The 24,818-nt window shown below is 33.2% G+C and carries 31 protein-coding genes; 15 read left to right on the top strand and 16 right to left on the bottom strand.

Annotation, left to right across the window (positions count from 1 at the left end):
• Positions 1-144 precede the first annotated feature (144 nt).
• Together ACJJVN_RS05755 and ribH are read left to right on the top strand one after the other, a co-directional pair.
• Positions 145-960 carry a tol-pal system YbgF family protein gene (locus tag ACJJVN_RS05755; RefSeq protein WP_245890656.1) on the top strand — a complete coding sequence of 272 codons (816 nt, stop codon included), beginning with the start codon at positions 145-147 and terminating at the stop codon, positions 958-960.
• A gap of 6 nt (positions 961-966) precedes the next feature.
• On the top strand, positions 967-1,488 hold the full coding sequence (ribH, locus tag ACJJVN_RS05750; protein ID WP_104515319.1) for a 6,7-dimethyl-8-ribityllumazine synthase: 522 nt from the start codon (positions 967-969) through the stop codon (positions 1,486-1,488).
• A gap of 88 nt (positions 1,489-1,576) precedes the next feature.
• Here the strand turns inward: ribH and ACJJVN_RS05745 are convergent, their stop codons facing one another.
• The 6 genes from ACJJVN_RS05745 to pheT all read right to left on the bottom strand — a co-directional run bounded on the left by ACJJVN_RS05745 (position 1,577) and on the right by pheT (position 6,305).
• Entirely contained in the window at positions 1,577-1,765 is a 189-nt protein-coding gene (locus tag ACJJVN_RS05745) for a hypothetical protein (protein ID WP_405377432.1), read from the bottom strand.
• Positions 1,758-1,952 carry a hypothetical protein gene (locus tag ACJJVN_RS05740; RefSeq protein ID WP_405377431.1) on the bottom strand — a complete coding sequence of 65 codons (195 nt, stop codon included), beginning with the start codon at positions 1,950-1,952 and terminating at the stop codon, positions 1,758-1,760. The genes ACJJVN_RS05745 and ACJJVN_RS05740 overlap by 8 nt, the downstream gene beginning before the upstream one ends.
• A 111-nt stretch (positions 1,953-2,063) precedes the next feature.
• Positions 2,064-2,783: a hypothetical protein gene (locus ACJJVN_RS05735; RefSeq protein ID WP_405377430.1), complete on the bottom strand. Its 720-nt coding sequence runs from the start codon at positions 2,781-2,783 to the stop codon at positions 2,064-2,066.
• Positions 2,784-2,934: 151 nt separating this feature from the next.
• Complete coding sequence (locus tag ACJJVN_RS05730; protein WP_405377429.1) at positions 2,935-3,402, bottom strand: hypothetical protein; 468 nt, start codon at positions 3,400-3,402, stop codon at positions 2,935-2,937.
• On the bottom strand, positions 3,399-3,869 hold the full coding sequence (locus ACJJVN_RS05725) for a hypothetical protein (RefSeq protein WP_405377428.1): 471 nt from the start codon (positions 3,867-3,869) through the stop codon (positions 3,399-3,401). Before ACJJVN_RS05725 ends, ACJJVN_RS05730 begins: the two co-directional genes overlap by 4 nt.
• 12 nt (positions 3,870-3,881) lie before the next feature.
• Positions 3,882-6,305 carry a phenylalanine--tRNA ligase subunit beta gene (pheT, locus tag ACJJVN_RS05720; protein WP_405369404.1) on the bottom strand — a complete coding sequence of 808 codons (2,424 nt, stop codon included), beginning with the start codon at positions 6,303-6,305 and terminating at the stop codon, positions 3,882-3,884.
• Positions 6,306-6,544: 239 nt separating this feature from the next.
• On the opposite strand from pheT, the gene ACJJVN_RS05715 reads away from it, so the two are divergent.
• From ACJJVN_RS05715 to ACJJVN_RS05690, 6 genes are all read left to right on the top strand, one after another.
• Positions 6,545-7,228: an SIR2 family NAD-dependent protein deacylase gene (locus ACJJVN_RS05715; RefSeq protein ID WP_405369405.1), complete on the top strand. Its 684-nt coding sequence runs from the start codon at positions 6,545-6,547 to the stop codon at positions 7,226-7,228.
• A complete protein-coding gene (locus ACJJVN_RS05710; RefSeq protein WP_405377427.1) occupies positions 7,228-7,845 on the top strand; it encodes a hypothetical protein in 618 nt (205 codons plus the stop codon). The genes ACJJVN_RS05715 and ACJJVN_RS05710 overlap by 1 nt, the downstream gene beginning before the upstream one ends.
• A gap of 15 nt (positions 7,846-7,860) precedes the next feature.
• Positions 7,861-8,424 carry an adenylosuccinate lyase gene (locus ACJJVN_RS05705; RefSeq protein ID WP_104515328.1) on the top strand — a complete coding sequence of 188 codons (564 nt, stop codon included), beginning with the start codon at positions 7,861-7,863 and terminating at the stop codon, positions 8,422-8,424.
• Between the two features lie 52 nt (positions 8,425-8,476).
• On the top strand, positions 8,477-9,817 hold the full coding sequence (gene purB, locus ACJJVN_RS05700; RefSeq protein ID WP_405369408.1) for an adenylosuccinate lyase: 1,341 nt from the start codon (positions 8,477-8,479) through the stop codon (positions 9,815-9,817).
• Between the two features lie 141 nt (positions 9,818-9,958).
• Positions 9,959-10,117 (top strand): YqaE/Pmp3 family membrane protein, encoded by a 159-nt coding sequence (locus ACJJVN_RS05695; RefSeq protein ID WP_104515602.1) that lies wholly within the window; start codon positions 9,959-9,961, stop codon positions 10,115-10,117.
• A gap of 94 nt (positions 10,118-10,211) precedes the next feature.
• Complete coding sequence (locus ACJJVN_RS05690) at positions 10,212-10,367, top strand: YqaE/Pmp3 family membrane protein (protein WP_104515330.1); 156 nt, start codon at positions 10,212-10,214, stop codon at positions 10,365-10,367.
• Positions 10,368-10,443: 76 nt separating this feature from the next.
• Here ACJJVN_RS05690 and ACJJVN_RS05685 read toward each other — a convergent pair whose 3' ends face one another.
• From ACJJVN_RS05685 to mazG, 4 genes are all read right to left on the bottom strand, one after another.
• Positions 10,444-11,028: a hypothetical protein gene (locus ACJJVN_RS05685; protein ID WP_405377426.1), complete on the bottom strand. Its 585-nt coding sequence runs from the start codon at positions 11,026-11,028 to the stop codon at positions 10,444-10,446.
• Between the two features lie 2 nt (positions 11,029-11,030).
• Positions 11,031-11,693, bottom strand: coding sequence for a hypothetical protein (locus ACJJVN_RS05680; protein WP_405377425.1), 663 nt, complete (start codon positions 11,691-11,693; stop codon positions 11,031-11,033).
• Positions 11,694-11,783: 90 nt separating this feature from the next.
• Positions 11,784-12,353, bottom strand: coding sequence for a hypothetical protein (locus ACJJVN_RS05675; protein WP_405377424.1), 570 nt, complete (start codon positions 12,351-12,353; stop codon positions 11,784-11,786).
• A 121-nt stretch (positions 12,354-12,474) separates the two neighbouring features.
• Positions 12,475-13,248, bottom strand: coding sequence for a nucleoside triphosphate pyrophosphohydrolase (mazG, locus tag ACJJVN_RS05670; RefSeq protein ID WP_104515334.1), 774 nt, complete (start codon positions 13,246-13,248; stop codon positions 12,475-12,477).
• 139 nt (positions 13,249-13,387) lie between these two features.
• Here mazG and ACJJVN_RS05665 point away from each other — a divergent pair, with 139 nt between their 5' ends.
• From ACJJVN_RS05665 to ACJJVN_RS05650, 4 genes are all read left to right on the top strand, one after another.
• Positions 13,388-14,140, top strand: coding sequence for a thioredoxin family protein (locus ACJJVN_RS05665; RefSeq protein ID WP_405369412.1), 753 nt, complete (start codon positions 13,388-13,390; stop codon positions 14,138-14,140).
• A 113-nt stretch (positions 14,141-14,253) separates the two neighbouring features.
• Positions 14,254-14,958 (top strand): O-methyltransferase, encoded by a 705-nt coding sequence (locus ACJJVN_RS05660; protein ID WP_405377423.1) that lies wholly within the window; start codon positions 14,254-14,256, stop codon positions 14,956-14,958.
• Between the two features lie 56 nt (positions 14,959-15,014).
• Complete coding sequence (locus ACJJVN_RS05655) at positions 15,015-15,716, top strand: ABC transporter ATP-binding protein (RefSeq protein ID WP_104515337.1); 702 nt, start codon at positions 15,015-15,017, stop codon at positions 15,714-15,716.
• Positions 15,704-15,868: a hypothetical protein gene (locus ACJJVN_RS05650; RefSeq protein WP_170034568.1), complete on the top strand. Its 165-nt coding sequence runs from the start codon at positions 15,704-15,706 to the stop codon at positions 15,866-15,868. Before ACJJVN_RS05655 ends, ACJJVN_RS05650 begins: the two co-directional genes overlap by 13 nt.
• 13 nt (positions 15,869-15,881) lie before the next feature.
• Here the strand turns inward: ACJJVN_RS05650 and ACJJVN_RS05645 are convergent, their stop codons facing one another.
• Together ACJJVN_RS05645 and ACJJVN_RS05640 are read right to left on the bottom strand one after the other, a co-directional pair.
• Positions 15,882-16,559 (bottom strand): TlpA family protein disulfide reductase, encoded by a 678-nt coding sequence (locus ACJJVN_RS05645; protein WP_405377422.1) that lies wholly within the window; start codon positions 16,557-16,559, stop codon positions 15,882-15,884.
• 117 nt (positions 16,560-16,676) lie between these two features.
• Positions 16,677-18,662, bottom strand: a complete 1,986-nt coding sequence (locus ACJJVN_RS05640; protein ID WP_405377421.1) for a DUF3352 domain-containing protein — start codon at positions 18,660-18,662, stop codon at positions 16,677-16,679.
• A gap of 80 nt (positions 18,663-18,742) precedes the next feature.
• Between ACJJVN_RS05640 and ACJJVN_RS05635 the strand changes: the two genes are divergently transcribed.
• Together ACJJVN_RS05635 and ACJJVN_RS05630 are read left to right on the top strand one after the other, a co-directional pair.
• A complete protein-coding gene (locus ACJJVN_RS05635) occupies positions 18,743-19,513 on the top strand; it encodes an alpha/beta fold hydrolase (RefSeq protein WP_405377420.1) in 771 nt (256 codons plus the stop codon).
• A 4-nt stretch (positions 19,514-19,517) separates the two neighbouring features.
• Positions 19,518-20,210 carry a response regulator transcription factor gene (locus tag ACJJVN_RS05630; RefSeq protein WP_405377419.1) on the top strand — a complete coding sequence of 231 codons (693 nt, stop codon included), beginning with the start codon at positions 19,518-19,520 and terminating at the stop codon, positions 20,208-20,210.
• 6 nt (positions 20,211-20,216) lie between these two features.
• Here the strand turns inward: ACJJVN_RS05630 and ACJJVN_RS05625 are convergent, their stop codons facing one another.
• The 4 genes from ACJJVN_RS05625 to ACJJVN_RS05610 form a co-directional block, all read right to left on the bottom strand.
• Positions 20,217-20,882 (bottom strand): response regulator, encoded by a 666-nt coding sequence (locus tag ACJJVN_RS05625; RefSeq protein WP_405377418.1) that lies wholly within the window; start codon positions 20,880-20,882, stop codon positions 20,217-20,219.
• Between the two features lie 9 nt (positions 20,883-20,891).
• Positions 20,892-21,569 carry a sensor histidine kinase gene (locus tag ACJJVN_RS05620; protein WP_405377417.1) on the bottom strand — a complete coding sequence of 226 codons (678 nt, stop codon included), beginning with the start codon at positions 21,567-21,569 and terminating at the stop codon, positions 20,892-20,894.
• A gap of 79 nt (positions 21,570-21,648) precedes the next feature.
• Positions 21,649-22,299 carry a hypothetical protein gene (locus tag ACJJVN_RS05615; RefSeq protein WP_405377416.1) on the bottom strand — a complete coding sequence of 217 codons (651 nt, stop codon included), beginning with the start codon at positions 22,297-22,299 and terminating at the stop codon, positions 21,649-21,651.
• Between the two features lies 1 nt (position 22,300).
• Positions 22,301-22,900, bottom strand: a complete 600-nt coding sequence (locus ACJJVN_RS05610) for a hypothetical protein (RefSeq protein ID WP_405377415.1) — start codon at positions 22,898-22,900, stop codon at positions 22,301-22,303.
• A gap of 196 nt (positions 22,901-23,096) precedes the next feature.
• On the opposite strand from ACJJVN_RS05610, the gene ACJJVN_RS05605 reads away from it, so the two are divergent.
• Positions 23,097-24,785 (top strand): hypothetical protein, encoded by a 1,689-nt coding sequence (locus ACJJVN_RS05605; protein ID WP_405377414.1) that lies wholly within the window; start codon positions 23,097-23,099, stop codon positions 24,783-24,785.
• The last annotated feature ends 33 nt before the right edge of the window (positions 24,786-24,818 follow it).

The following is a 24,818-nucleotide window of genomic DNA, read 5'->3' as shown; positions in this document are numbered from 1 at the left end:
ATTGTGGATTAATGATTTAAAAGTATTCCGCTTTCGCGAAAGCGGAATAATAACCATCTATATAAGACATTTGCAAATTTAACCTAAGAAAAGGTAGAGAATAAAGCTTTCACACATTTTTATATATGGATAAAAATTATATTTTTGCGCGTTCAATTAATGACTACTATGGCTACTTATAACAAAAGAGGATACAAACCGAAAACAAAACCAGAAAAAATAGAGAAAGAAGAAATCTTTGATGACTCTGAATCTACTACAGCTGAAGTATTTAGTACCCTAGATGAAGGTGCTAACAAAACAGAAGAATGGTTAGAAAAAAACCAAAAAACTCTTATAATAGTAGTTGCTGTTATAGCTATAGGTGCATTATGCGCTTGGGCTTATAGTCAGTTTGTTCTAGAACCTAAACAAGAAGAGGCTGTTTCAGAAACTACTGAAGCAAACAAATATTACGATCTTGCTCTTAACTCTACTGGTAAAGAAAAAGACTCACTTTATACACTAGCACTAGAAGGTGTTAATGGAAAATTCGGTTTAATAAAAATATCTGAAGAGTACAGTGGTACTGATGTAGGTAACATTGCTACTTACCAGGCTGGTATGGCATACTTAAACATAGGTGGTGATAAGCTACAAAAAGCTATCGATTACCTTAAGGCATATGATGGTGGTGATTCTGTATTACAGTCTATCGCACAAGCTGGAATAGGTGATGCACTTGTACAAGCTGGTCAGGCTGGTGATGCTGTTTCTTATTACATGAACGCTGCAGAGACTAATGAAAATGAATTTACAACTCCTAAGTATTTACTTAAAGCTGCTCAAGTAGCTTTAACAACTGGAGATAACAGCACTGCTGTAAAAGCTCTAGAAAGAATTGAAGAGAACTATCCTAATGCAGAAGAATTTAAGACTGCACAGGTACTTCTAGGACAGGCTCAAGCAGCTTCTAATTAAGACACTATGGCAACCGTAGGAAAAGATCTATCACATTACGATAAAGAAAGTATGCCAGACGCTACTGACATGCGTATAGGTATAGTTGTATCTGAGTGGAATGACGATATTACTGAAAACCTTTTTAAAGGTGCTCAAGAAACGTTACTAGATTGTGGTATTGATCCAGAGCGTATATTCCGTATGGATGTACCTGGTTCTTTTGAGCTTATTTACGGATGTAAAAACATGCAATATGCTACTTATCCTATAAAAGATAGCAAACTACGTAAACCTCTAGATGCTGTCATTGCCATAGGTAGTGTTATAAGAGGAGAAACGGCACATTTTGACTTTGTATGCAACGGCGTTACTAGCGGTATTAAAGATTTAAATTTAAATAAATCTAGAGTGCCAGTTATCTTTTGTGTTTTAACAGATAATACTCATGAACAGTCTGTTGCACGCAGCGGTGGTATTCATGGAAATAAAGGTAGTGAAGCAGCTGTAGCAGCAATTAAAATGGCTGCAATAAAACAAGGTCTTTAAATATAGTTCCTTACTAAAATAAAAAACGGCTATCAAATTAAATTTGATAGCCGTTTTTCTATTTTATAAAAGTAAACTTTTTGTAGAACTACTTTTTTCTTAACCCTATCAATTGATAGATTCCTAAAATTATAAGTCCTGCAGCTAGAATCCATTGATAACTCTCTACTTCAGAATTTTGTACAAACTTATCGTACAGTTTCCATGCGCCTATACCTATAAAAGCTATAGATAATAATAAGGTGTATTTACGTTTGTTAGAATCTTGATTAGACATCTTTCTTAGGTAATAATGTATAGGCTATATATAATCCATAAGCTACGACACCAAAGCGTAAAATTAGTTGTGCAGTTCCTACAGTCTCTTCTAATACAAAATGAGTATACAAAAGATAACTACCAAAACCTATAAAGGCCGCTGCCATTAAACCTCCTAAAATCGGATTTCTTTTTCTAACTGCCATAATAATATTTTATCCGGCAAAGATAAATAAAAAGTACTCCTTAAGAGGCAAATATGAATGCTTGATATAATGTAATTGCTTTGAAAAACTAGTTATATAGTATGTCAAAAATTAAGCATTGAAATACTTTGAATTCCATATGACCGTATTAAAATTCTTACCAGCTGCAAATGAGTAGTATAAAACTATAGCTGCAATAGATTTAAAAGTAAAAAAGAAAATTAATAAAAATTGAACATTTGTAGTATCCTTTGAGAAGACTCCATTAGGAATTAAATAAGCCAATAAAAGACTAACGATTACCGTAGAGAAAATTAAATTCTCAAAACTCTTAAAATTCCATGCCCAAATTTTTCTAAAAGGGTTTAAATCATTTCCCCATTTATGTATGAGATAGAAATAGCCATTTCCTATAGGTGCAAATAGTAACGGATCATCTGCATCTTCTAATTTGAACATTTTAGAAGGAGCCACTATTTTAAAACCACGCATTTCTATATCGTGATCCTTTTCCATTTCTTTAATCTTCATCAAAGCCTCATAAGGTATCTCGTTCTTAAAATACTTGGTGTCTAGAAATCGTAATCTATAGGTGATACAAATATCTTGTATTTGATCTATGTGATAAATGCGATCTTTATTTAATAAATCGATATTAAAATGATTACGAGGCGTGGGTTTTTGCGGGCTTTTCATACGCGCCATAATCGCATCTTCTCTCTTATCATCTTCTTTAAGAATAGCTGCCACCTGATCCATGATTTCAGTTCCTTTAAAGTTTTTTGCTTTAGATTTCTTGAGCTTTTCTTCAATATTAGTGCGATTCCACATAACAACTTCCTGATTAAACGAGTGAGTATTAAACAAGTCTTGTTGCAAAAACAACAAACTCATTCACCGTATAGGTCGTAAAGGAGCCTCTATAATTTCAAAATGAGAATGTTAATTTTTCCGCTTTCGCGAAAGCGGAAAATACAATCTATTAATATCTATTAGGGTTTCTAGGGCTTTTAGAATGCTCGTGCTCCTTCTTATAATAACGTTCTAAAAAAAGATGAACATCATCCTTTAATAAAATTCTAGACACCCTAGATATAATCCAAAATATTAAAAACAAAAAAGGTGCTAAGTAAAAAATACCATTCAAAATTGGGATTAAGCTGAATAATAAACAAATTAAAAACGCTAAACCAAAACCGTATCGCATAGGAACATGAATATGATCATTGGAAACGATATAAAAATCATCCTTAGAAGTTGACAAGCAAATTTTCAAATTGTTAGGAAACTTCTTTTTAGGAACAAAATACCCCTCATACAAACTTACTTCACCATCATAATAATCACTTTTAGCAAGCGCTTCCATAATTTTTCTAGAAGTGGCATCTCTTTTAATAGAAGTTTTCTCTTTATAAGCACCGTCAAAAAAATCTAGAAATATAGAAATCATTGATATCTATTAGGGTTTCTAGGGCTTTTAGAATACCCACGTTTATTTTTAAAATAATTCATCAGAAAATAGTCCACGTACTTTTGTCGAGACCAACTTATTAAATTATTTACGATAAGAATTACAAACGTGGATATACCTATAAATGTCCAAAAGTAGTACGAGAATACATAGCTAAAAATTCCTGCTGTAATAAGAAGAAATGCGTAATAGGCAAAAGGAAATAAAAAATCTGCAACAATGGTATAAGTACCATCATCAGATTCATTTACAGATATTTCTATATTGTTAGGAAATCTTCTAGCTCTAAACTCAAAGCCGTTAGACTTAACACCACCTGCATATTGATCCTTATTGATCAAAGATTTCAATGTATGAAAAGAGTCATCGTTGATCTTGATAACAGTTTGTTCAGTACACGCAGCACTGAACAAACTTATTACCGTTTTAATGATCTTTTTAAACATAGAAAGAACTATCTACCTCAATACTGCACCAGCCTGATTCTCTAGTTGCTGCTGTATCTTATTCATAGCTTTATCTATTTGCTTATCTGTAAGTGTTTTATTAGCATCTTGTAGTGTAAAGTTTAAGGCATAAGATTTTTTACCTTTAGGTAACTTACTACCCTCATAAACATCAAAAAGCTGCACCGACTTTAAAATCTTCTTTTCAGAATTTAAAGCAATTTCTCTAAGTTGTTTGAAATTCACAGCATCATCTACTAACAATGCAAAATCTCTACTCACTTCAGGGAATTTAGGTATATCAGTAACAGGAGTATATTCCTTAGAAACTATTTTTAACACCTCATCCCAATAAATATTTGCAAAATGTACGGTTACCTCTATACCGAAGTTCTTTGCAACCTTCTTTTTTACCACACCTAGATCGGCAATTTTTGCACCACTACTTAATGCAATACCTTCACTTAAGAAATCTAATTTAGTAGGTTTTTCATTTATAGTATTAATTCCTAAACGCTTTAAAACAGCAATCACAGCACCTTTAAGATAAAAGAAATCTGCTGGTTGTGATGGACCATTCCATGTAGGACTAGAAGTATTACCAGCTGTTAAAATACTCAAATGCTTATTTTCTGTAAACTGACGTTCTTGATACTGGTGGTAACTACTACCGAATTCAAATAACCTCAGGTTTTCTTGTTTTCTATTTAAGTTATAAGCGATCGCTTCTAGACCTCCATAAATTAAACTCTGTCTCATTACAGCAAGATCACTACTTAGAGGATTTAACATACTCACCTGGTTTTTAGGTGAAATTTGTTCAGTAAGTGTGTGGTTCTTTTCAGATGTTAAGCTGTTTGCCATCATCTCAATAAAGCCCTGCCCTACCAGTTGCTGTGCTACTATATTTTGTACTCTATTGTTTTCTAGTTTTGAAGACTTTGCAATAGTTGCATTAATCTTTGAAGAGCTTTCTATACGGTCATAACCATAAACCCTTAATATCTCCTCAATAACATCTGCCGGGCGAGTTACATCATTCCTATAAGCAGGAATAGTAAGTCCTATACCAGTTTCTGTTACATTATTTACATTTATATCTAGAGTTCTTAAAATACTTTTAATCTCTTCTTTAGGTATTTCTTGCCCTATCAAAGAGTTTACTTTTTGATAAGTTAAAAACACTTGTTGATCTTCTATTTTCTGAGAATACAAGTCTGTAATATCACTAGATATCTCACCACCACCAGTTTCCTGAATTAACAATGCGGCTCTTTTAAGAGCATATTCTGTAATATTAGGATCTATACCACGCTCAAATCTAAAAGAGGCATCGGTATTAAAGTTGTGTCTTTTTGCAGTTTTACGCACGCTTACTGGATTAAAGTACGCACTTTCTAAGAAAATAGAAGTCGTCCCTTCTGTAACACCACTATTCTCACCACCATAAACACCTGCGATACACAAAGGCTTTTCTGTATCACATATCATTAAATCATCTTCATGAAGCTTGTGCTCTACACCATCTAAGGTTGTGAACGGCGTGTCTTTCTCAAGAGTTTTTACTATAATTTTATTACCAGCAATTTTTGATAAATCAAAGGCATGAAGCGGCTGTCCTAACTCGTGCATTACATAATTAGTAACGTCTACCACATTATTCTTAGGTGCAATACCTATGGCGCTTAATCTATTTTTAATCCATTCTGGAGATTCCTTAACCTTAATTCCTGTAAGGGTCACACCGCAATAACGCGGTGCTAGATCTGTATTTTCTACTTCTATATCTACTCTAGAAGAGCGACTATCTACATGAAAACCACTCACAGATGGTGTAATAAACTCTACCGCGTCTGCATTAACGGCTAGTCCAGCTCTTAAATCACGTGCCACACCCATGTGCGACATCGCGTCAGACCTGTTAGGCGTTAAACCTATTTCTATAACATGATCCAGTTCTATATCTACTACATCTTTAAGCGGTGTACCTACCTCTAGATTCTCATCTAGAACCATGATACCGTCATGTGACTTACCTAGACCTAACTCATCTTCGGCACATATCATTCCATGACTTTCTTCACCTCTTATTTTGCCTTTTTTGATTTTCCAGGCTTCACCTTTATCATCATATAAAGTAGTACCTATGGTAGCAACAGGCACTTTCTGACCTGCGGCAACATTAGGCGCGCCACAAACTATTTGAACCGTTTCTGTACCTAGGTTTACCTTTGTTACCTTAAGTTTATCTGCATTAGAATGCTGCTCGCAAGACTCTACATAACCTACGACTATGCCTTCCAGCCCACCTTTAACGCTTTCAAATTTTTCTAAACCTTCTACTTCTAACCCTAGAGAGGTTAATAAGGCAGTATGTTCTTCCAGCGCTTCTGGCACGTTGATAAATTGCTTGATCCAGTTATAGGAAACTCTCATAAATCCATTGCTTTTTAAGGTCGGTAAAGATAGTTATATGTCCGCTTTCGCGAAAGCGGAACCTACATAAACATTATACATAAATTCACAGTTCTTTATAACGATAAAACGGCTTAAATTCTTAAATTCTAAAGGTTGTAAACACCATTGTTCTAAATTATATTTAATAGCTCACACCACGGTTAAAATGTTAGAAATCTTTTAAATAATGTCTACTTTTAAACCGAAAATAAAATTCTATGAAAAATCTAGTCGTACTCTCTGGCGCAGGTGTTAGTGCAGAAAGTGGTATCGCAACCTTTAGAGATGCCGGTGGTTTATGGGAAGGTCACGACATTATGGAAGTCGCCTCGCCAGACGGTTATGCTGCAAACCCTGCATTAGTTTTAGATTTTTACAACAAGCGTCGTGCACAATTAAAAGAAGTTGTACCTAATGATGCTCATTTTTGTATCGCTGGATTAGAACGTAATTATAATGTGCAGGTAATTACACAAAATGTGGACGATCTGCACGAGCGTGCCGGTTCTTCTACTGTAATTCACCTTCACGGCGAGTTAAAAAAAGCACGCAGTTCTAAGAATAGACATGAAATTCAAGATTGCGATGGAGATATCTTAATGGGTGATTTAAGTGCCGATGGTTCTCAATTGCGACCACACATAGTATGGTTCGGTGAAGAAGTGCCTGCAATGGAACAAGCTATAGAACTGGTCTCAAAAGCAGATGTACTCCTTATAATAGGAACATCGCTACAAGTCTACCCTGCTGCTGGACTAAAAGATTTTGCACCTAGCACTACACCTATTTATTTTGTAGACCCTGCACCTTCTATAGAGTCTCATGGAAAACTTACTGTAATCAAAGAAAAAGCAAGCAAAGGCGTACAAATGGTAGCCGATTTATTAAATATAGAAAAATAATGAAAACACTTTTAAGCTTTTTATCGATCTTGTTTCTAGTTAGTTGTAATCACGACAATAAAAAAGACGTAGAACGTGAAATGGTAGAAGATGTGATCGTTCCTACCACAGAATCTAGGCCAATAAAAGAGTCTGTTACTGACAGCACAAGTTCAAATGTTACCTCTTACCTATCAGCATACAAATCAAAATTAGAAGCATCTAAATATAAATATGTCATAAGCAACCACAACGGATTACTTTCACCTCCTGGTTTTTATGATGTAGATGAGACGTATTCTAAAGGAATTGAGAACATAGAACGTGCTTTAAAAGACGTAGGAAAAACGGTCGTTAAAAAGAACAGTTTTCAATACAAAGCCCAGGTAAAGAGAAATGGTGACGTTTTTCCTCAAGGAACTATGATCGAATATATCTTTAAAAATGATTCCATAGCTACAGCTAGTTATACCAGACTCATGGAGTTAAAATCTGGTAGTGAAGCTGTATGGAAAGACGGTATAGACTGGAATTCACCAGCACTTATGGTACGTAAAGAAAATCGTATTTACCACATTATTACTGGTGGTGATCACATGGCAGGAACAGAAAATGAGATTGCAGATATCATATTTTAAGTAAAAATACCCACAATGACCGCTGCAGATTTAAAACAGAATTTAAAAAAACTAAAAGCCTATAAGGCAGAACGTGTGCGGCTAGGAACCGCTGCTGTAGAATTTAATCTGTTACCAGAACTTATAGAATTGTGTCGTCCAGAAAGTGGCGTTTCTCACCAGGCCTGCTGGAGTCTGGAGCAATCTTTCTTAATTCATGAATATGCTTGCTATCCATTTTTAAAGGAAATAGGTGAATTATACGAGTTAGAAATCAACTCTTCTGGCATGCGTGCTTTGTGTAAAATATCTGGAATTTTAACCAAACAATTCTATAGCAAAAAAGATAACAAAGTAAAAAAACTACTTCTTAAACCCATAAGAGAAAGCATGGTAGAAGGTTGTTTTCAAGAATTAATAACTACCGATAAGACAGCAAACATGGCTTATTCTGTTTACAGTCTCTTTGAATTAGGCAAAGAATTTGAGTGGATATATCCAGAACTAGCGCCAGTTTTACAACAAAAATTACAAGAAGATTATGGTAACGGCTTTAAGTCTAGTGCCAGAATAATCTTAGCCAAAATAGACTCTCAATAGATCTATAATCAATTATTAAAACCGTAATTTAGCACGCTTTAAAGACACAATTATGCCTACTGCTTTACAAGCTATTTCTCCTATCGATGGACGTTACCGTTCTAAAGTCGAGCCACTTGCAAATTACTTTTCTGAGTCTGCACTGATACGTTACCGCGTTCTTGTAGAAGTAGAGTATTTTATCGCTTTAAGCGAAAGCGGAATCAAACAACTACAACCACTACCTGAGCAAACTCAAGAACAATTAAGAGACTTGTACCGCAAGTTTAATGATGAGCATGCACAAGCTATTAAAGACATAGAAAAGGTTACTAACCACGATGTCAAAGCTGTAGAATATTTCTTAAAAGAACAATTTGATACGTTAGGGTTATCTGACCATAAAGAGTTCATACACTTTGGACTTACCTCTCAAGATATAAATAACACAGCTATACCTCTATCTATTAAAGATGCTATAGAAAATGTGTATTTACCAGAATTAGAAGCTGTACGTGACGATATTCACAGACTAGCAAATGAGTGGAAAGACATCCCATTACTAGCTCGTACTCACGGACAGCCAGCATCTCCTACTCGTTTAGGTAAGGAATTCTATGTATTTGTAGTACGTATAGAAGAGCAAATGAATATGCTGGAGCAAGTACAGCACGCAGCAAAATTCGGTGGTGCGACAGGTAATTATAACGCACATCACGTGGCGTTTCCAGAAGTGAACTGGCAGCGTTTTGGAGAAGATTTCGTTGAGAGTCGTTTAGGTTTAAAACATAGTTTCCCAACAACACAAATTGAGCATTATGACCACATGGCTGCTCTTTTTGACAACTTAAAAAGAATCAACACCATATTTATAGATCTAGATCGTGATATCTGGACGTACATATCTATGGATTACTTTAAGCAAAAAATTAAAGCTGGTGAGATAGGTTCTAGTGCCATGCCACACAAAGTGAACCCTATCGACTTTGAAAATTCTGAAGGTAACTTAGGAATTGCCAATGCTCTTTTTGAACACCTAGCAGCAAAATTACCTATATCTAGATTGCAACGTGACCTTACAGATTCTACCGTATTAAGAAATGTAGGTGTACCACTTGCACACACGATCATTGCATTTAAAGCTACTTTAAAAGGACTTAATAAGCTCTTATTAAACGAGGCAAAGATTGCACAAGATCTAGAAAACAATTGGGCTGTTGTAGCAGAGGCTATTCAGACTATTTTACGTCGTGAGGCATATCCAAATCCTTATGAAGCTTTAAAAGAATTAACTCGTACTAATGAAAAAATCACTGGTAAGAGTATTGCAAACTTCATTGAAACCTTAGACGTAAGTGAAGATATTAAAGCTGAAATGAGAGTGATTACACCTAGTACTTTTACAGGTATTTAATACTTATCCTTTACCTTTTATACCAAAGCCTTGACTTAAAGTCAGGGCTTTTTTATGACTAGTTATAAGTATCTTTTGCCCTAGTATAAATCTGGACATTCACTTTTATTGAAACTTATTATTAAATCAAACTTATCAACTATGAGCATTCTTACCATTCTATTAAACATTTTCTTACCACCTATAAGCGTTGCGCTTAAAAAAGGTGCTGGTAAAGATCTTACTATAAATATAATCCTCACCTTCTTAGGTTATTTACCAGGTATAGTTCACGCATTTTACACAACATCTAAAAAGTAGCCGTTTTAAGTTAATAGAATAACAATTCGTAATATTTTAAGAAAGTAACCGAATATCAATCAGTAAATTTGGATATATCAAAAAAAAACTAACTATGAGCATTCTTACTATCATATTAAACATTTTCTTACCGCCTTTAAGTGTAGCGATGAACAAAGGATTAGGTAAAGACTTTATAATTAATGTTATTCTAACCTTATTAGGTGGAATACCAGGAATGATTCACGCATTTTACGTGACATCAAAATAAATTTTAGAATTAAAATTGCTTTGAAAAAGATGAAAACCGATGCTGTAAGGCATCGGTTTTTTTGTGTTTAATTTATTTACCAAAATCTCCACCAAGAAGTAACACTATTTCCGCTTGATTTTGGAACACCACCTTTTAATTTCCTACTTTTTAAATTTAAAGAAAAATAATAATCTTGATTATAACTAGAGTTTAAATCAAGAGCATAACCACATAAAACATTATTTTGAATAGTTAGATTTTTAAATCCTCCATATGATATACTATATTCATAGCTGTGATTACCCATTTCATCAAATATCATTATACCTAAAGAATCTTCGAGAATAAATCCTCCTAATGGGTTTTCAATCAAACTATTAAAACCTACATAATCTAAACTATCATAAACATATTCATCATCAGGATTTATCAAATAACATCTACCACCAGCAATAATTAATAATAAATTGCATTTCTTAAAAGCTCTAACATGATTAAAGGATTTACCTCCTAAATGAACATTTGCTATCCAATTAGTTCCATCATTTTTAAAAAATCGTATTACAAGACCTTCTGAATAGGTATTAACTTTATAAGGAGTGATAGGGACATACATCACATCATAAGCTGGCAAACTATCCAAAACTATAAATCTGTTATTCTGTGAATTTATTTCCATCATCAATCTTTAGTATCTTCAAATAAGACATCTAGTTCAACATTAGGCGCGTTTTCTTTCAGGAACGCCACTAGATTTAGAATAGCACCATCTGTCATGATATATCCACCTAGTCTATCTTTTCTACCGTCTTTTGCTATTGCGCTTATTTTATTATAACTGATTCTTATTTTATCAAATTCAACTATCGGTGCGTAGTAGGTTGATTTTGCTTCCTCAAAATACAAATTACCTTCTTCTACTTTAATACTTCTCTCTACTACTTCTTTATTGGTATAGAATTTATATACTAGCAATAAAATAAATCCTAACATTAAATAAGGCCAGTGCTGTAAAATGATCCAGGAGTCTTCTGTGGCATGAGTACCAAAATAATAAATACCAATAAATGGAAAAATATCACTAAACACATTACTCATATCATACCACTTATCATGTGCATTAATTTTTATCACCTTACCTATTGGTTTACCTATATTTATATAATTAGATAATAAAACAAGACTCCAAAACAATAGTATACCATAATAAAAAGTCCATTCTGTAAAATACTCCGTTAGATCTTTGAAAATAACAAGAGCATATGTGCCCCATATAACAATATGAAACAATACGCTTTTCCAGGACGGTCGCTTTCTCTTTAAAAATTGATCTTTGTTCCACATAGTTACTTTTGATCTACATCATTAACAATCTAAATTTTTGATTTATAAATAGTAACAGGTATATCTATTAAATACTTTTCGAGAAAATCTTTAACTTGTTTTTTTTTGTATTTGGGATAATTTTAATTTATTCAAACGCTCTATCTGTCCAGCTATAGGAACAAATGAAATATGTTCATCTCCTATTCTAACTTCCTTTAATTCAGAAAGAAAAACATAGCTCTCACCTTGATTAGAACCTATTCTTAATCGATTTAATTCTACCTTTAAGATCATGATAATGTTATTCTTACTAGATAACATTAGGCTAACTAAAATATAAATAACAGAAGCTACAGATAGATAAACAAATATATGTTCCCATTCAAATACATATTTTACCTCTGATAAAAAAGACCAAATAAAATAGATTATAGTCATAAGTGCAAACCCAGATAAAACTCTCACCAATATAGAACGCTCTTTATAAATAGAGAGATCTAAATAGGTTCCCGTTTTAATCAAACCAGGTTTTTCCATTTTCTTTAATGAATAAATTATATTTATTAAAAGAATCAAAAAATTAACACCAATAAAAATAGAGGCACCTATTTGATAAATTTTCCCCATCGCATCCCAACCTATTATCACAATAGGCACTAAAAAGGCACTTATATTCATTAAATATTGAATATAAACAGGTTTTCTGATTGGACTTATTCGATTAATCAAAGTTTTTTTTACTTCAAAAAAAGAAAGAATTTTTTGTCGTATTGATTTGTTGTTACTCTCAATCATAACCCTACAACCTCTTAGCCTCTTCCCAGAAAACATCCATTTCTGCCAGAGTCATATCTCTCAGTTCCTTGCCTAGTTCTTTAGCTTTGGATTCTAGGTATTGAAAACGTTTTATAAACTTCTTGTTGGTGCGCTCTAGAGCATCTTCTGGATTTACTCCTAAGTGCTTACCATAATTAACTAGTGAGAATAGCACATCACCAAATTCGGCCTCGATCTTATCCTTATCTCCTGCATCTATTTCTACCTGCAGCTCTGCCAGTTCTTCTTCTAGCTTTTCTTTTACTTGTTCTGGCTTTTCCCAATCAAAACCTACTCCAGCTACTTTATCTTGTATGCGCTGGCTTTTTACCAGTGCTGGCAGTGATTTGGGCACACCTTCTAGCACGCTAGATTTCCCTTCTTTTAATTTCAGCGCTTCCCAGTTTGCTTTTACCTCTTCTTCATCCTTTACTTTTACATCTCCATAAATATGTGGATGTCTAGAAATCAATTTATCACAAATACCGTTTGCCACACTAGCGATATCAAAGTCGTTAGTCTCAGACCCTATTTTTGCATAGAACACAATATGCAGTAATAAATCGCCCAATTCCTTAGGAATCTCTTCCATATCCTTATCTAGAATTGCATCGCCCAGCTCATACGTTTCCTCTATAGTCAGGTGTCTCAACGACTCTAGCGTTTGCTTTTTATCCCATGGACACTGCTCTCGCAACTCATCCATAATGGTTAATAATCTATCTATGGCTTTGAGTTGATCCTTTCTGTTGTTCATTTTAGTCTATTATTTTGAGCGATTGAGAGCTTTTTGTGAGTTTGTTAGATTATTTTTATCTCGCTTTCGCGAAAGCGGAACTTTTATCCAACAATAATACTGGCATAAAATTAGTTACTTAAACTATAAAATCGACACGATGAGAATTCTATTTATAATTACTTTTTCACTTTTACTTTCTAACCTATCCGTAGCACAACAATATGTGACCGATGAAGATATGGAAGAAACGGTGATGGCAAACGACGACCAGATCAAAGTACTCTATTTTACTGCGCCCTGGTGTGGACCGTGTCAGTATATGAAACCGGTTATTAAATCCATAGCAGATGATGAGTCTGTTAACGTGACTATTTATAAAATGAATACCGATGATAACATAGCCGATGATATTCTAGGAGTTCACAGCATACCTACTTATTTCTTTATTAAAAATGGTCGCAAAATAGGACAAAGCGGTAGTGTCATGCGTCGCGACGAAATGGTAAAGATGATAGAAAGACACGACCGTCTGACTGTAAAAGGTGATCTATTACCTTATAAAGGGAAACCGTCTAAATATGAAATAGTAGAAGGTGCTCATGAAAAGCTGACTAAAAAAAACTTAGAACAACTCTGGTACAGTACTCACCAATTAAATGAACTGAGCTGGAAAATATATCAAAACCTTAATGACAAACAAGATTTAAACTGTGCTATAGTTTTAATAAACCGATCTATAGAACTAGAAGAAAATGTTTCTAATCTAGAGACTAAAGCGCATTTACTGCATAAAACAGGAGAAAATAAAAAGGCTTTAAAAACAGCAAAAAGAGCAAAAAAACTAGCCAATCGCAATAACGAGTCTGCTGCTATTGTTGAGCAGTTAATTGAAAAAATAGAAGCCGAATAGTATTTTTAAAGCATCTTTGTTCCTTTAAAAACTAAGCATTGTTTCATTTCATATTTTCATACTTCGCACATCTTCTTAAGTCGTTTCATTTACATGGTATACACTCACCATTTGTGTTTCTACTAGAGAAAAAATGCCTTAAAGATTCTACTACCTATACAGATTACTTAAAACTGTCTCAATATCGCAATAGTGTTAACGCGTCTGACAAGACTCTTCATATAGAAGATCACGGTGCGGGCAGCAGGGTTTTTAAAACTAACGACCGCAAGGTAAAAGACATTTTAAGACACAATTGCAGTACTCAAAAAGATGCGCAAATGCTTTATCGCATTTGCAATTATCTTAAAGTAAATACCGTACTTGAATTAGGCACATCACTAGGTATAGCGACTCATGCTATGGCTACAGCGAGACCAGATGCTATAATTACCACCGTAGAAGGTAGTCCAGAGGTTTATGAATATGCCGCAACTGCATTAGTTCATAACGGTATTGAAAATGTAAACTGCATCGGTTCTACTTTTAAAGAATTCTTTGATGAATATGATTTTAATGAAGTTACTTATGATCTTATTTATATAGATGGGCATCATGATGGTACAGCGACATTAAATTATTTTGAAGCTATACTGGATAAAGTGCACAATGACAGTGTAGTGATTTTTGATGATATCTACTGGTCTACAGATATGACCGCTGCATGGAATAAAATATGCGCACATTCTAAAGTAACCGCTAGTGTAGATTGCTTTGATATAGGTATGGTGTTTTTTAGAAAAGAACAATTGCCCGAACGTTTTTATATAAAATTGTAACTAAAAAACAATTGCTGCGTCATACTCGTACAAACTATAATTCATAACTTAGTTCCATGAGTGAAAATGTAATCGAAATAAAGAATATTATACGTGATTTTAAATTAGGTCAGGAAGTGGTTCATGTACTTAAAGGAATCGATCTAGAAATCAAAAAAGGAGATTACATCGCTTTTATGGGACCATCTGGATCTGGTAAATCTACTTTAATGAATTTATTAGGCTGTCTGGACACTCCTACTGCTGGTAGTTATAAGCTTAATGGTACAGATGTGTCTATGCTCACAGACGACCAGCTGGCAGACATAAGAAACACCGAGATAGGTTTTGTATTCCAAACATTTAACTTATTACCTAGAACGACTGCACTAGATAACGTGGCTTTACCTATGATATATGCAGGTAAATCAAAGAAAGACCGTGTTGCAAGAGCTACAGAAGTACTTACTAGTGTAGGCCTAGAAGACCGTATGGATCACCAGCCTAATCAATTATCTGGTGGACAGCGACAGCGTGTAGCTGTAGGAAGAGCGCTGGTTAATAATCCTTCTATCATTCTAGCAGATGAACCTACTGGAAACCTAGATTCTAAAACTGGAGTAGAAATCATGGCACTTTTTGATAAAATCCATGCAGACGGGAATACGGTAATATTAGTAACTCACGAAGAAGACATTGCAGAGCATGCACATCGCGTTATAAGACTGCGTGATGGCGTTATAGAAAGTGATACAAGAAATAGACCATGGAAATCTTAAGCGAGAATAAAGACTGGATTTATATAGGTGCCGTTTTACTGGCATTTGTCATATTTATGTTTTGGAATAAAAGTAAACAAGGCAGTATAAAAGACCGCAAACGTCGCAATTTTAAGCAACGTTTAAATGAAAAAAGAAAAGATCGAGAGTAAGATTCAATCTACTCTATTGCATTACTTTTCTTAAATCAGATTTTAAATCATTCATTTGATAAGTTAGATCTCCGTAAACATTTTTTATAAAGCCATTCTTATCTAATAAAATGGTCATAGGAAATGCTTGTATTCTTAAAGAATCTATTTGTTTGCGAGCATCTGTAATATGATCAAAGTCGAATTTAGTCGTTTTTAAAAACACATCTACTTTAGACTTCTCATTAAAGGTAATCGCGATAAAATTAACATCGCCTCTCATTTGTTTTTTAAGGCTATTTAATTTGGGCATCTCACTTATACAAGGCGCACAACTCGTAAACCAAAAATTAAGTACTGTAGATTTACCACCTAGATCTTTAAGAGTAAGCACAGAGCCATCTGCCTTTTTAAAGTCTTCTAGAACAAACTTTTCTCCTATTTTCTCCCTATGAATAGCAAACGGATCAAAGGGTTTTCTATCCGATTTCTCAGTAATAACTAACTTAGTACGTTTTATAACCGAGTCATTGCGACGTATGGTAGAGATAAAATCTGCTTTCACATCTCCCATATCCTTTAAACTTGCTTTGAGTTTATCAAAACTAGCCTCGTTCATAATCTCACCGTTAGGTAAGAGATAAAAGATTTCTTCTTGAGCAACAGCTGTCAAACTTAAAAATATCGTGAAAAGAATAAGAAGTTTTTTCATAGAATAAATGTAATAAAATGAATGTAATAAGTATCGAGACACAACCAGCAGGTCTCCTATAAATAAGAAACTGGCCTTGTTCTTATGTTATCATATTTCGAGCCAAACCTCATAAAATTAGAATCGCTTTTTATGGAATAACTTTCCATCTCTTAAATAAGCTCTCCAGGTACCGTCCTGTTTACCGTCGTCATAACGTCCAGAAATCTTTAACTGTCCATCAAAATAATATTCTTTATAACGACCGTCTGGCATTCCATCCTTGAGATAAACCTTCATTTTAAGTTGACCGTTATTAAATTTTTGCTCGTAAAAATTTGCCGTGAAATCATCAGGGAAAATAGGAGCAATATTAAAGATGGTTTCCTTATTTATTTCTTCTTTTTTAATAGTCACTAGATCAAGTGGTACGTCTTTATTGCGTTCTTCTAGTTGTATAGCCTCATAGTCATAATCACGGTCATAATGTATAACCGCCTTTGACTCAAAGAAGTTTTCTTGTGCCTCTAACTCCAGTCCTATTTGTGTAAACTGAGAGAAAAAAGCCTCATTTTGTTTCAGTTCTTTACGAGAGTTTTTATTGAGATATTTTCCAGACGCATTACTTAACTTATTAGTATCTACATATAAAAACACATTACTCTCAGAGTTGAATTCATCAATAAAATCACGATAATACTCGTCAGACATTAAGGTAGTTTCTTCTTCAAAACTGTCTATGAATAATTTTAAAGTCTTGGGCGAGTTACTAAAAATCACATATTCATCTATGATGGTATAATATGGTTTTTCAATATTCTCAAACAGTGAGCCTATGATCAATTTAAAAAAGCCTTTAATCTCTAAGTAGTTGATTTTATAACCTCTGTAATCTACTTCTTTAAATTTTACAGGTGTTTTCTTTCTTATTTGTTCTTCAATAAATTTTAATCTTTCCAGAGCATCATCGGTATCTTTTGCTTTTATGGCAAGTGCTAGACCTTCTTTTTCAGATAAATTTGGGGCATCCGCTTTCGCGAAAGCGAGCTCATCATCCATCCAATCGTAAAAATCACGCTGTAAGTCTATATCTAGCAATTCTTCTATTTTTTTCCTGCCCGTTTCATATTCTGCCACCATTTCTGGCTGCTGCTCACCTAATAAGTTGTAAAAATTATGGTGTAGAGTAGAAAAATCGTCAAAACCAAAACTTAAATACAATGCCGTTTCTTGAGGTAAAATCGTAGTGGCGTCTATAGAACCAGTTCCAGACTCATGCAGTGCGTTTATAAAACTCTGTGCTGTCTGGTCTCCGTTAGTATATCCTTTTGCTACTAATAATCGATCGTTATCGACATCTATTTGAAAACCAGAAAAACTAAAATGATCTTCTAGTAATTTTACAAATGGGCTCTCTTCGTTAGAAAATGCTTTGTAATAATCGGTTAAGAATTTATGATTTAAGTAAAAACGGAATAAATCGTTCTGTCTTACTTCTCTTTGAATTTCTAGAAACTGAAGGTCGCGACCTATTTCTGGAGAGGCAAATTCGTCTATACTTTTTTCTACCAGTGAGTGCGTATAGCTGGCTATCATCTGGTTTTTCACAAAGGCAATAGACAGAATCTCATAGGTAGTTTTATCAGTTACCTCAGTAATTTCTATTTCTTTATAGAGACGTTTTGTAACCGTAAAATCACCGGTAAGCAACTGGTTAATGTTGTTTTTAAGTAAATTAAGTTGCGATAATTTTTGCATATCTACGATGTATAGAAAAGCATAATCGTCACGCTTAATCATGTGAGCGCTCAAAATAATATCACGATCTCCTATCATTTCAAAAAGATCACTCTCTGATTGAAAAAGAGAGTCCACGGCATTCAATTTGGCACTCATTTTATGAATGTCATCATTAGTTTGTAAATGATCCCAGATCTCACTCTCAGCAAGTGTATTCATGTTGCGCAACGGCTCGTCCATCTCCATAAAAAACACCGCATCTCTAGGTACTAGGTATACCGCATTAATTTTATCTTCTTCTAGAGCAAAAATGGAAAGCGCCTGATATCCTAGATAACCTAGAATACCTATAACCAATAACCAAATGATTTTTTTACGACTCAAAATATTGATTTTTATTATTTTACAATAAATCACTTGTTAAAAACTAGTGTTTTATTTACTTTGGTTAAACATTATAATTTATGAAAAGTACATTTATAAGCTCAAATAAAGAAGGTTTAATAGTTTTACTTCATGGAAGCTCTTCTTCTAGTAAAGTTTTTAAAAAATTACAGCTAACAAATTCAGTACTAGCTCCTACCTTATCTGGACACGAAATTAACGAGAATACAGATGAGAATGATGATTTTAGTTTTAAATTTTATAAAAGAGAACTGATCCAATTAATTAATAGCTATTCAAGACCTGTCTTTTTAATAGGTAATAGTATAGGCGGGCACCTTGCTATTGAGATTGCAAACGATATCAAAAACTTAAAAGGTTTAATGATTTTTGGGACGCCACCGGTTAAAAAACCTGTCAACTTTGAAGAGGCGTTTTTACCTGTTGCTGCATTACAAACTTTTTTAACCGAACACCCTACTCAAAAGGAAATTGAAGAAGCTGCAGCAATTACCGTTTATGATGATAAATACAGCACCATGGTTGTAGCAGATTTTAATAATTCTAACCCTAAGGTAAGAGCCACCACTGCAGAAGATATTTCTAGTGGTAACTGGTTAGATCAACATAAGATTTTTACAGAATTAAAATGTCCTAAATTTATAGTGAGTGGTGTGCAAGACCCATCGGTAAACCCTAGCTATTTAAAAGAAGTGGTAGAACAAAGTAAAGGAGATGCACAGCTTATTTGTATTGAAAATTGCGGCCACTACCCTACCCTAGAAAAACCAGAAGAAATGTCTGAAATTATAAATCAAATAGCGGCAGATATTTTTAAGCCATTAAAATAGAGAAATGAATCTATTTACTGATAAAGAATACCATCAACAGAGCCAGCATTTTGTATTTAGGCTTAGAAAGCTATACTTAAATGATAAAAAAGCTTTTTATCAACTTCAGGATTTTTTACCTAGCCCTACCTATATCAATTGCAGAGATAGCCATGAGTATGAGTTTTTCAGTAAATCTTTTTTCAGCTATGGGAGAGAAATAGAAAAATTATACGAATTAGGAAAATCGTATTTACCAGAAATTTCCAACATTAGCCTAATGAAAAAGGCTATTTATAAGGCCGATGCTCTTCATAAAGATAACGATTATGAGTCTGTTTGTAGTTACATGCAAATCATATCTATGAATCATAACATGACTCCCTATTTTACAAATAAGATATTAATCGATGAAAAACTTACGTTAAATACGTCTTTATTCCCCAATGAATACGAGGCTGTGGAAAAAATTTTTAAAGAAATAATTCCTTGGGGCAAGGAAAGTTTTAATCGATGGAATAAATTTCAAACGCTGACCAAACGCGAAAAAGAAATCCTCAAACTTTTTGCCGAAGGAAGATCAAATAAAGAGGTTAGTGAAATACTAATTTTATCAGTTCACTCTGTACACACCCATAAAAAAAATATATTCAAAAAATTAGATGTAACTAAAGTTTCAGAATTAGTAAAGATTTCCCTAGCTCTTGAATTGATATAATTCTAATTAAACAAAAGGTTTAGTAAGCTTATGAGCAAAAGAATACAGTACTAAACCGACTTTGGATTTCACATCTAGTTTCTGAAAAAGCTGTGACCTACAAGCATCTACTGATTTTATCGAGAGATTCATCTGGTCTGCTATTTCTTGATAGGTGTATTCTTTCTCATCACAAACGAGTTCTAATAGTTGTAATTCACGAGCAGTTAAATTAGCTTTTTCTTCTTTGGTAAGTTGTTCTATGGTGTTTTTGTTACGTAATAACCGTAGAATCTCTTCAAAATTATCGTAGCCAGTAGTGACTACGTTAGTGATCGATTGACCTAATTCTGGAGCCTGGCAAGTTTTAGAAAGAAAACCTCTTGCACCTTTGTCATAGGCCTCTACTTTGATTTTATCTTCAATATTTTGAGTAAGCATGAGAAATTTTAGGTTGGGATTAATTTCTTTAGCTTCTTGTAGGACTTCAAGACCATTCATCATAGGCATAGAATAATCTAGAAGATAGACATCGGGCAATTCTTTATTATCAGGTAAATTATTGATAAATGAAACACCACTAGAATGTTCTTCTGTAACTACATAATCTCCCATGTTTTGGAGCAACTGACTCAATCCTTTACGTACGATGTCATGGTCATCAATAATCCCTATGTTAATTTTCTTTGCCATGCTTTAAAATTAAGCTATTTCTTTAACTAGCTGGATGTGTGTCCCTTTTTGCTCTTGAGACTTTACTTGAAGTTCATAACCTATCAATTCGCTACGCAATTTCATATTCGTAAAACCATTAGTAAGCGATTCATTATTTATTTCAAATCCTTTCCCATTATCTATGAAAGAAAAAGAAGGTTGCTCAGGATTTGATACATTTATAGTAAACTGACCAGCTCTAGAATGTTTAAGCATATTATTGAGCACCTCTTGAAAAATACGGTACAAGATGATCTTCTCATCTAGAGAAAAATAGAAATCTTCTCTGTTAGAAATGTCTATACTGCAAACCACTACTCCTAGCCTATTCACTCGTGCTATTTCTTTTTCTATAACCTTGAATAATGGCGTTTTTATTAAAGAATTTGAAGTCATGGAATGACTTAAGTCACGTAAATTAATAGCAAGATCATTAACCGTTGTACTAACAGGTTGTATGATTGCTGTTAATTCTGGTTGCTGTAATTTGATTTGCTCCAGTTGCAAGTTCAAATACGTTAGTCGTTGTCCAGTATCATCATGCAAGTCTAGAGCGATGTTATTAAGCGTTTCTTCTTGAGTTTCTAGCACAGCTTTACTAACTGCTTTTTGATGTTCCAGTTGTTTGTCAAAAAGGATTTGGTTGTATTTTTTGACTTTAGCCACATAGACTTTTATCAATATAGCACAGAAAAGTAGCGCCATACAGACGAAGAGAAAAGTGATGATAATTCCTATGGCGATGTCAGTCATTTGCTATTTGAGTTTTACCATCGTTTCTTGATTTAATGATGTAGGTTATTAGGAGTGAGTAATATATTAAATTAGTAAAGTTTTGGATAATATTATAAAGGGATCTACCTAATAATGGAGTTGATTTCAAACCGCTATCTCCAAAACAAAGCAGGATACTTATTCCAAAAAATAAAACTAATGGAGATGAAAGTAATAGAAACTCTTTTGATGAAAAATGTTCTAATTTCTCTTTTCTTAGTAATATAATATGAGCCCAGATATAATATCCTATATACATAAATGAAGCACAAATAAATGTGTATTCATTCAAATCAAATTTCTCAAAAAATAACAAGTTAAATATGGCAAAGAAAACAAATAACGTAATCATCAGAAAACTAGATGATTGGTTTTTCAAAATCAATTTGATCAATAAAAACCATAAAATCGGTTGAATAAAAAAATTGAGGTTATAAAAATGAATAAATCCAAATCTTTTTGTAGTAATTGCTATCAATGCCATAACCTCAGAGAAGAGGTTTAGACATATAATTCCATAGAGCAGATTATATAACTTACCTCTACGATAAAAAATAGTAGCAACTAAAAAAGTTGCTACTACTAAAATTGTTGTTAGCGTTATTTTTTCTAAAAATTCCATATTATTCACCAAAAGCTACTCGACCACCATTTGGTGGCTCATATGAAAAATCATAAATATTTGTTTCTTCACTATTATCTTCTATCCTGAATGCTATAGTTAATCCAGAGTCTTGAACACTTGGATTAAGATTTACTACTCTGATATTTAAAGTACATTCATTATATAGATCTTTAATTGCATGTAAAAATGGAATAGAAAAATAAAAACTGTTATTCCCCTTTAAATCATTTAAATCATGATTGGCTAAATGCAAATGGCTAATATTTTGATTTATATTATAATTTTCATCTACTTTGAATTCTACCCATTTGTCATATTGAAAGGGTTCTCCTTTGATCAGATCAGAGATAGGAAAATGACTAATTGGATAATCAGAATCTTCAAAATTCGATATTAAATTAACATTAAGTCTATGTCTCTCTCTTAATAACTTAAATGAGGTCTCATGTAGACTTGTCGCAATTAAAAATTTGATTTGATCCTTTACTACAAGACCACTATAATTTGACTGGTATGAATTATCTATTTTAACGTTAAATTTCTTTAATTCTGCAGGAGATAATTTAGTTGGTTCCAGAACATCTTTTACGTCTATCATATTAGAATGGTTAATCAATGACATATTTAAATTGGTTTAATAGTTAGACCATAAATCTACACATTAACATTTTAACATAAATAGGTAAAACCCTATTTCTTAAAAGAATAGTCCTAAATCAATTAGGAAAAGTCCTTGAATAAGAGGCGTATGGAGTAATTAGGTTTGTGGTGTTGAAAATTTAAACATCCTAATTATGAGATCAATTCTATTCACATTATTCTTATTAGTGAGTATCAGTACAACCGCGCAAACTATTAAAGACTTAAAAGAAAAGGCTAAAAAAGAATTTGCAGACTATCAAGAAAAATATGACTCTCAGATTAAAATATTAGAAGAAAATAAGAACCAAATCATAAAAGCATCAAAAAAAAATCCAGATGCATTTGTTTCTGAACTTAAAAAGATTCTAAAAGCAGAATTAGACCTACAGTATCTTACTAATAAAGTGAGTCTTCAAATGGAAATGTATCATACAGCTGGTATATCATATAATGCTCTAGACAGTTACTTTAGCCTTGATCAATTGCTTTCAGATAAAAATAAAGTTGACATTGATGATTTATTTAAAGATGTTGAATCTCCAGAAATTAAGCCAAATGAATACTTATTATTAACTCCAGATCAGGCGATTGAAATAAATAATTCTAATGAAAGTAACGCCTATATAAAAGCAATTACTGATGGCATATCGAAGGATTCTGAAACTCATTTCGGTACCTTTATTATACCGAAAAAAAATAAAGAAGTTAACATTCTTCTTTTCCCTGGTAAAAAAAAGGAAGACACTATACCACTTAACTTTAAAAAAGTAGACTTAGAATTAAAAGAAGGTAGTATTGTTGACATACGTGTAATTTTAATTGATAAAAAAGGGAATAGTCACCTATTCACAAATAGAACACCTATATCCTTTCTTCATTTTGACAAAACCGCTAGTCTTAACTATTTATCTTATGCAAATGAACAAACAAACTATTCTGAAAAATTTGAAGATCATGTATTAAGAGTATCTGATGTTATTACTTATCAATACGACATAGGTGGTAATTACGTGCCAGATGATATGACGTTTAGTTTTCCATTAAATGATGTAAATGATAAATCAACTAATTCTAATGCCCCAGCGGCTTATAGAGTGAAGCAATCTACAGCTCTTAATAACGTGATAGAATTTAGAGCATATACAGACGCACTAGCATTAGCAGATTCTCAAGAAAATGGTTTAGCATCTTTTGAAGCACAAGCTATATTTTTTCTTCAGACCGCAAACGTTAGGAACACAAATTTATTCATATTAAAGAAAGTAAGACCTTTTGCTATCATATCAAGATTTGAAGGGGAAGACAAACTTGTAAAAACTGAAAGCGAAGGAATAGGTTTGAATAGATCTTTAATTCAAGATATCGATCTATTACAAAAATCAACATTTAGAACTGGTATAGACATTGATCTTGTTACTTACAAAGTTAAAAAGGAAGCATTATCCGATATTTCCTTATTCTTTAGCTCTAGGTATCAATCTGCTCTTTTACAAACAGATGAAGAAAATTCAGAACGATATTCTTCATTAGGATTGGGTGGCGGCTTAAGAATAGAATTAAAGCGATTTGAAAATCTGTCACTTACCTATACATTGGATCTCATGGATTACCATATAGATAGTCAGAATGATCTTGAAAACATTAGTGATCCAAAAAATTTTTTAGTTCTTGGTAATCAATTTGAATTAGAGTGGTATCCTGTAAAGAGCAAGAAAAACTCTCTTTTTGCACGTTTTAGGACAAATGATGATCTAAGTATAAATTCTGATGGACACTTCTTTCAAGCAGAGCTAGGCTATCGATTTTCTTTGGGAGCTGGAAAAATCAAAGGGAGCAATTAACTAAAAATATACCCTAAACAGGGTATTTCTTCA

Origin of the sequence: Nonlabens sp. Asnod3-A02 (assembly GCF_045063755.1) — a bacterium.
Classification (GTDB): Bacteria; Bacteroidota; Bacteroidia; order Flavobacteriales; family Flavobacteriaceae; genus Nonlabens; species Nonlabens xylanidelens.
Note: the sequence above shows the minus strand (reverse complement) of the source record. Positions and strands in the feature narration are given on the sequence as shown.

Excerpts from the sequence above, each read along its gene's own strand:
- ribH (WP_104515319.1), top strand. The coding sequence starts at position 967 with ATGGCAACCGTAGGAAAAGATCTATCACATTACGATAAAGAAAGTATG.
- ACJJVN_RS05745 (WP_405377432.1), bottom strand. The coding sequence starts at position 1,765 with ATGTCTAATCAAGATTCTAACAAACGTAAATACACCTTATTATTATCT.
- ACJJVN_RS05740 (WP_405377431.1), bottom strand. The coding sequence starts at position 1,952 with ATGGCAGTTAGAAAAAGAAATCCGATTTTAGGAGGTTTAATGGCAGCG.
- ACJJVN_RS05735 (WP_405377430.1), bottom strand. The coding sequence starts at position 2,783 with ATGTGGAATCGCACTAATATTGAAGAAAAGCTCAAGAAATCTAAAGCA.
- ACJJVN_RS05730 (WP_405377429.1), bottom strand. The coding sequence starts at position 3,402 with ATGATTTCTATATTTCTAGATTTTTTTGACGGTGCTTATAAAGAGAAA.
- ACJJVN_RS05725 (WP_405377428.1), bottom strand. The coding sequence starts at position 3,869 with ATGTTTAAAAAGATCATTAAAACGGTAATAAGTTTGTTCAGTGCTGCG.
- pheT (WP_405369404.1), bottom strand. The coding sequence starts at position 6,305 with ATGAGAGTTTCCTATAACTGGATCAAGCAATTTATCAACGTGCCAGAA.
- ACJJVN_RS05715 (WP_405369405.1), top strand. The coding sequence starts at position 6,545 with ATGAAAAATCTAGTCGTACTCTCTGGCGCAGGTGTTAGTGCAGAAAGT.
- ACJJVN_RS05710 (WP_405377427.1), top strand. The coding sequence starts at position 7,228 with ATGAAAACACTTTTAAGCTTTTTATCGATCTTGTTTCTAGTTAGTTGT.
- ACJJVN_RS05705 (WP_104515328.1), top strand. The coding sequence starts at position 7,861 with ATGACCGCTGCAGATTTAAAACAGAATTTAAAAAAACTAAAAGCCTAT.
- purB (WP_405369408.1), top strand. The coding sequence starts at position 8,477 with ATGCCTACTGCTTTACAAGCTATTTCTCCTATCGATGGACGTTACCGT.
- ACJJVN_RS05695 (WP_104515602.1), top strand. The coding sequence starts at position 9,959 with ATGAGCATTCTTACCATTCTATTAAACATTTTCTTACCACCTATAAGC.
- ACJJVN_RS05690 (WP_104515330.1), top strand. The coding sequence starts at position 10,212 with ATGAGCATTCTTACTATCATATTAAACATTTTCTTACCGCCTTTAAGT.
- ACJJVN_RS05685 (WP_405377426.1), bottom strand. The coding sequence starts at position 11,028 with ATGGAAATAAATTCACAGAATAACAGATTTATAGTTTTGGATAGTTTG.
- ACJJVN_RS05680 (WP_405377425.1), bottom strand. The coding sequence starts at position 11,693 with ATGTGGAACAAAGATCAATTTTTAAAGAGAAAGCGACCGTCCTGGAAA.
- ACJJVN_RS05675 (WP_405377424.1), bottom strand. The coding sequence starts at position 12,353 with ATGAATATAAGTGCCTTTTTAGTGCCTATTGTGATAATAGGTTGGGAT.
- mazG (WP_104515334.1), bottom strand. The coding sequence starts at position 13,248 with ATGAACAACAGAAAGGATCAACTCAAAGCCATAGATAGATTATTAACC.
- ACJJVN_RS05665 (WP_405369412.1), top strand. The coding sequence starts at position 13,388 with ATGAGAATTCTATTTATAATTACTTTTTCACTTTTACTTTCTAACCTA.
- ACJJVN_RS05655 (WP_104515337.1), top strand. The coding sequence starts at position 15,015 with ATGAGTGAAAATGTAATCGAAATAAAGAATATTATACGTGATTTTAAA.
- ACJJVN_RS05650 (WP_170034568.1), top strand. The coding sequence starts at position 15,704 with ATGGAAATCTTAAGCGAGAATAAAGACTGGATTTATATAGGTGCCGTT.
- ACJJVN_RS05645 (WP_405377422.1), bottom strand. The coding sequence starts at position 16,559 with ATGAAAAAACTTCTTATTCTTTTCACGATATTTTTAAGTTTGACAGCT.
- ACJJVN_RS05635 (WP_405377420.1), top strand. The coding sequence starts at position 18,743 with ATGAAAAGTACATTTATAAGCTCAAATAAAGAAGGTTTAATAGTTTTA.
- ACJJVN_RS05630 (WP_405377419.1), top strand. The coding sequence starts at position 19,518 with ATGAATCTATTTACTGATAAAGAATACCATCAACAGAGCCAGCATTTT.
- ACJJVN_RS05625 (WP_405377418.1), bottom strand. The coding sequence starts at position 20,882 with ATGGCAAAGAAAATTAACATAGGGATTATTGATGACCATGACATCGTA.
- ACJJVN_RS05615 (WP_405377416.1), bottom strand. The coding sequence starts at position 22,299 with ATGGAATTTTTAGAAAAAATAACGCTAACAACAATTTTAGTAGTAGCA.
- ACJJVN_RS05610 (WP_405377415.1), bottom strand. The coding sequence starts at position 22,900 with ATGATAGACGTAAAAGATGTTCTGGAACCAACTAAATTATCTCCTGCA.
- ACJJVN_RS05605 (WP_405377414.1), top strand. The coding sequence starts at position 23,097 with ATGAGATCAATTCTATTCACATTATTCTTATTAGTGAGTATCAGTACA.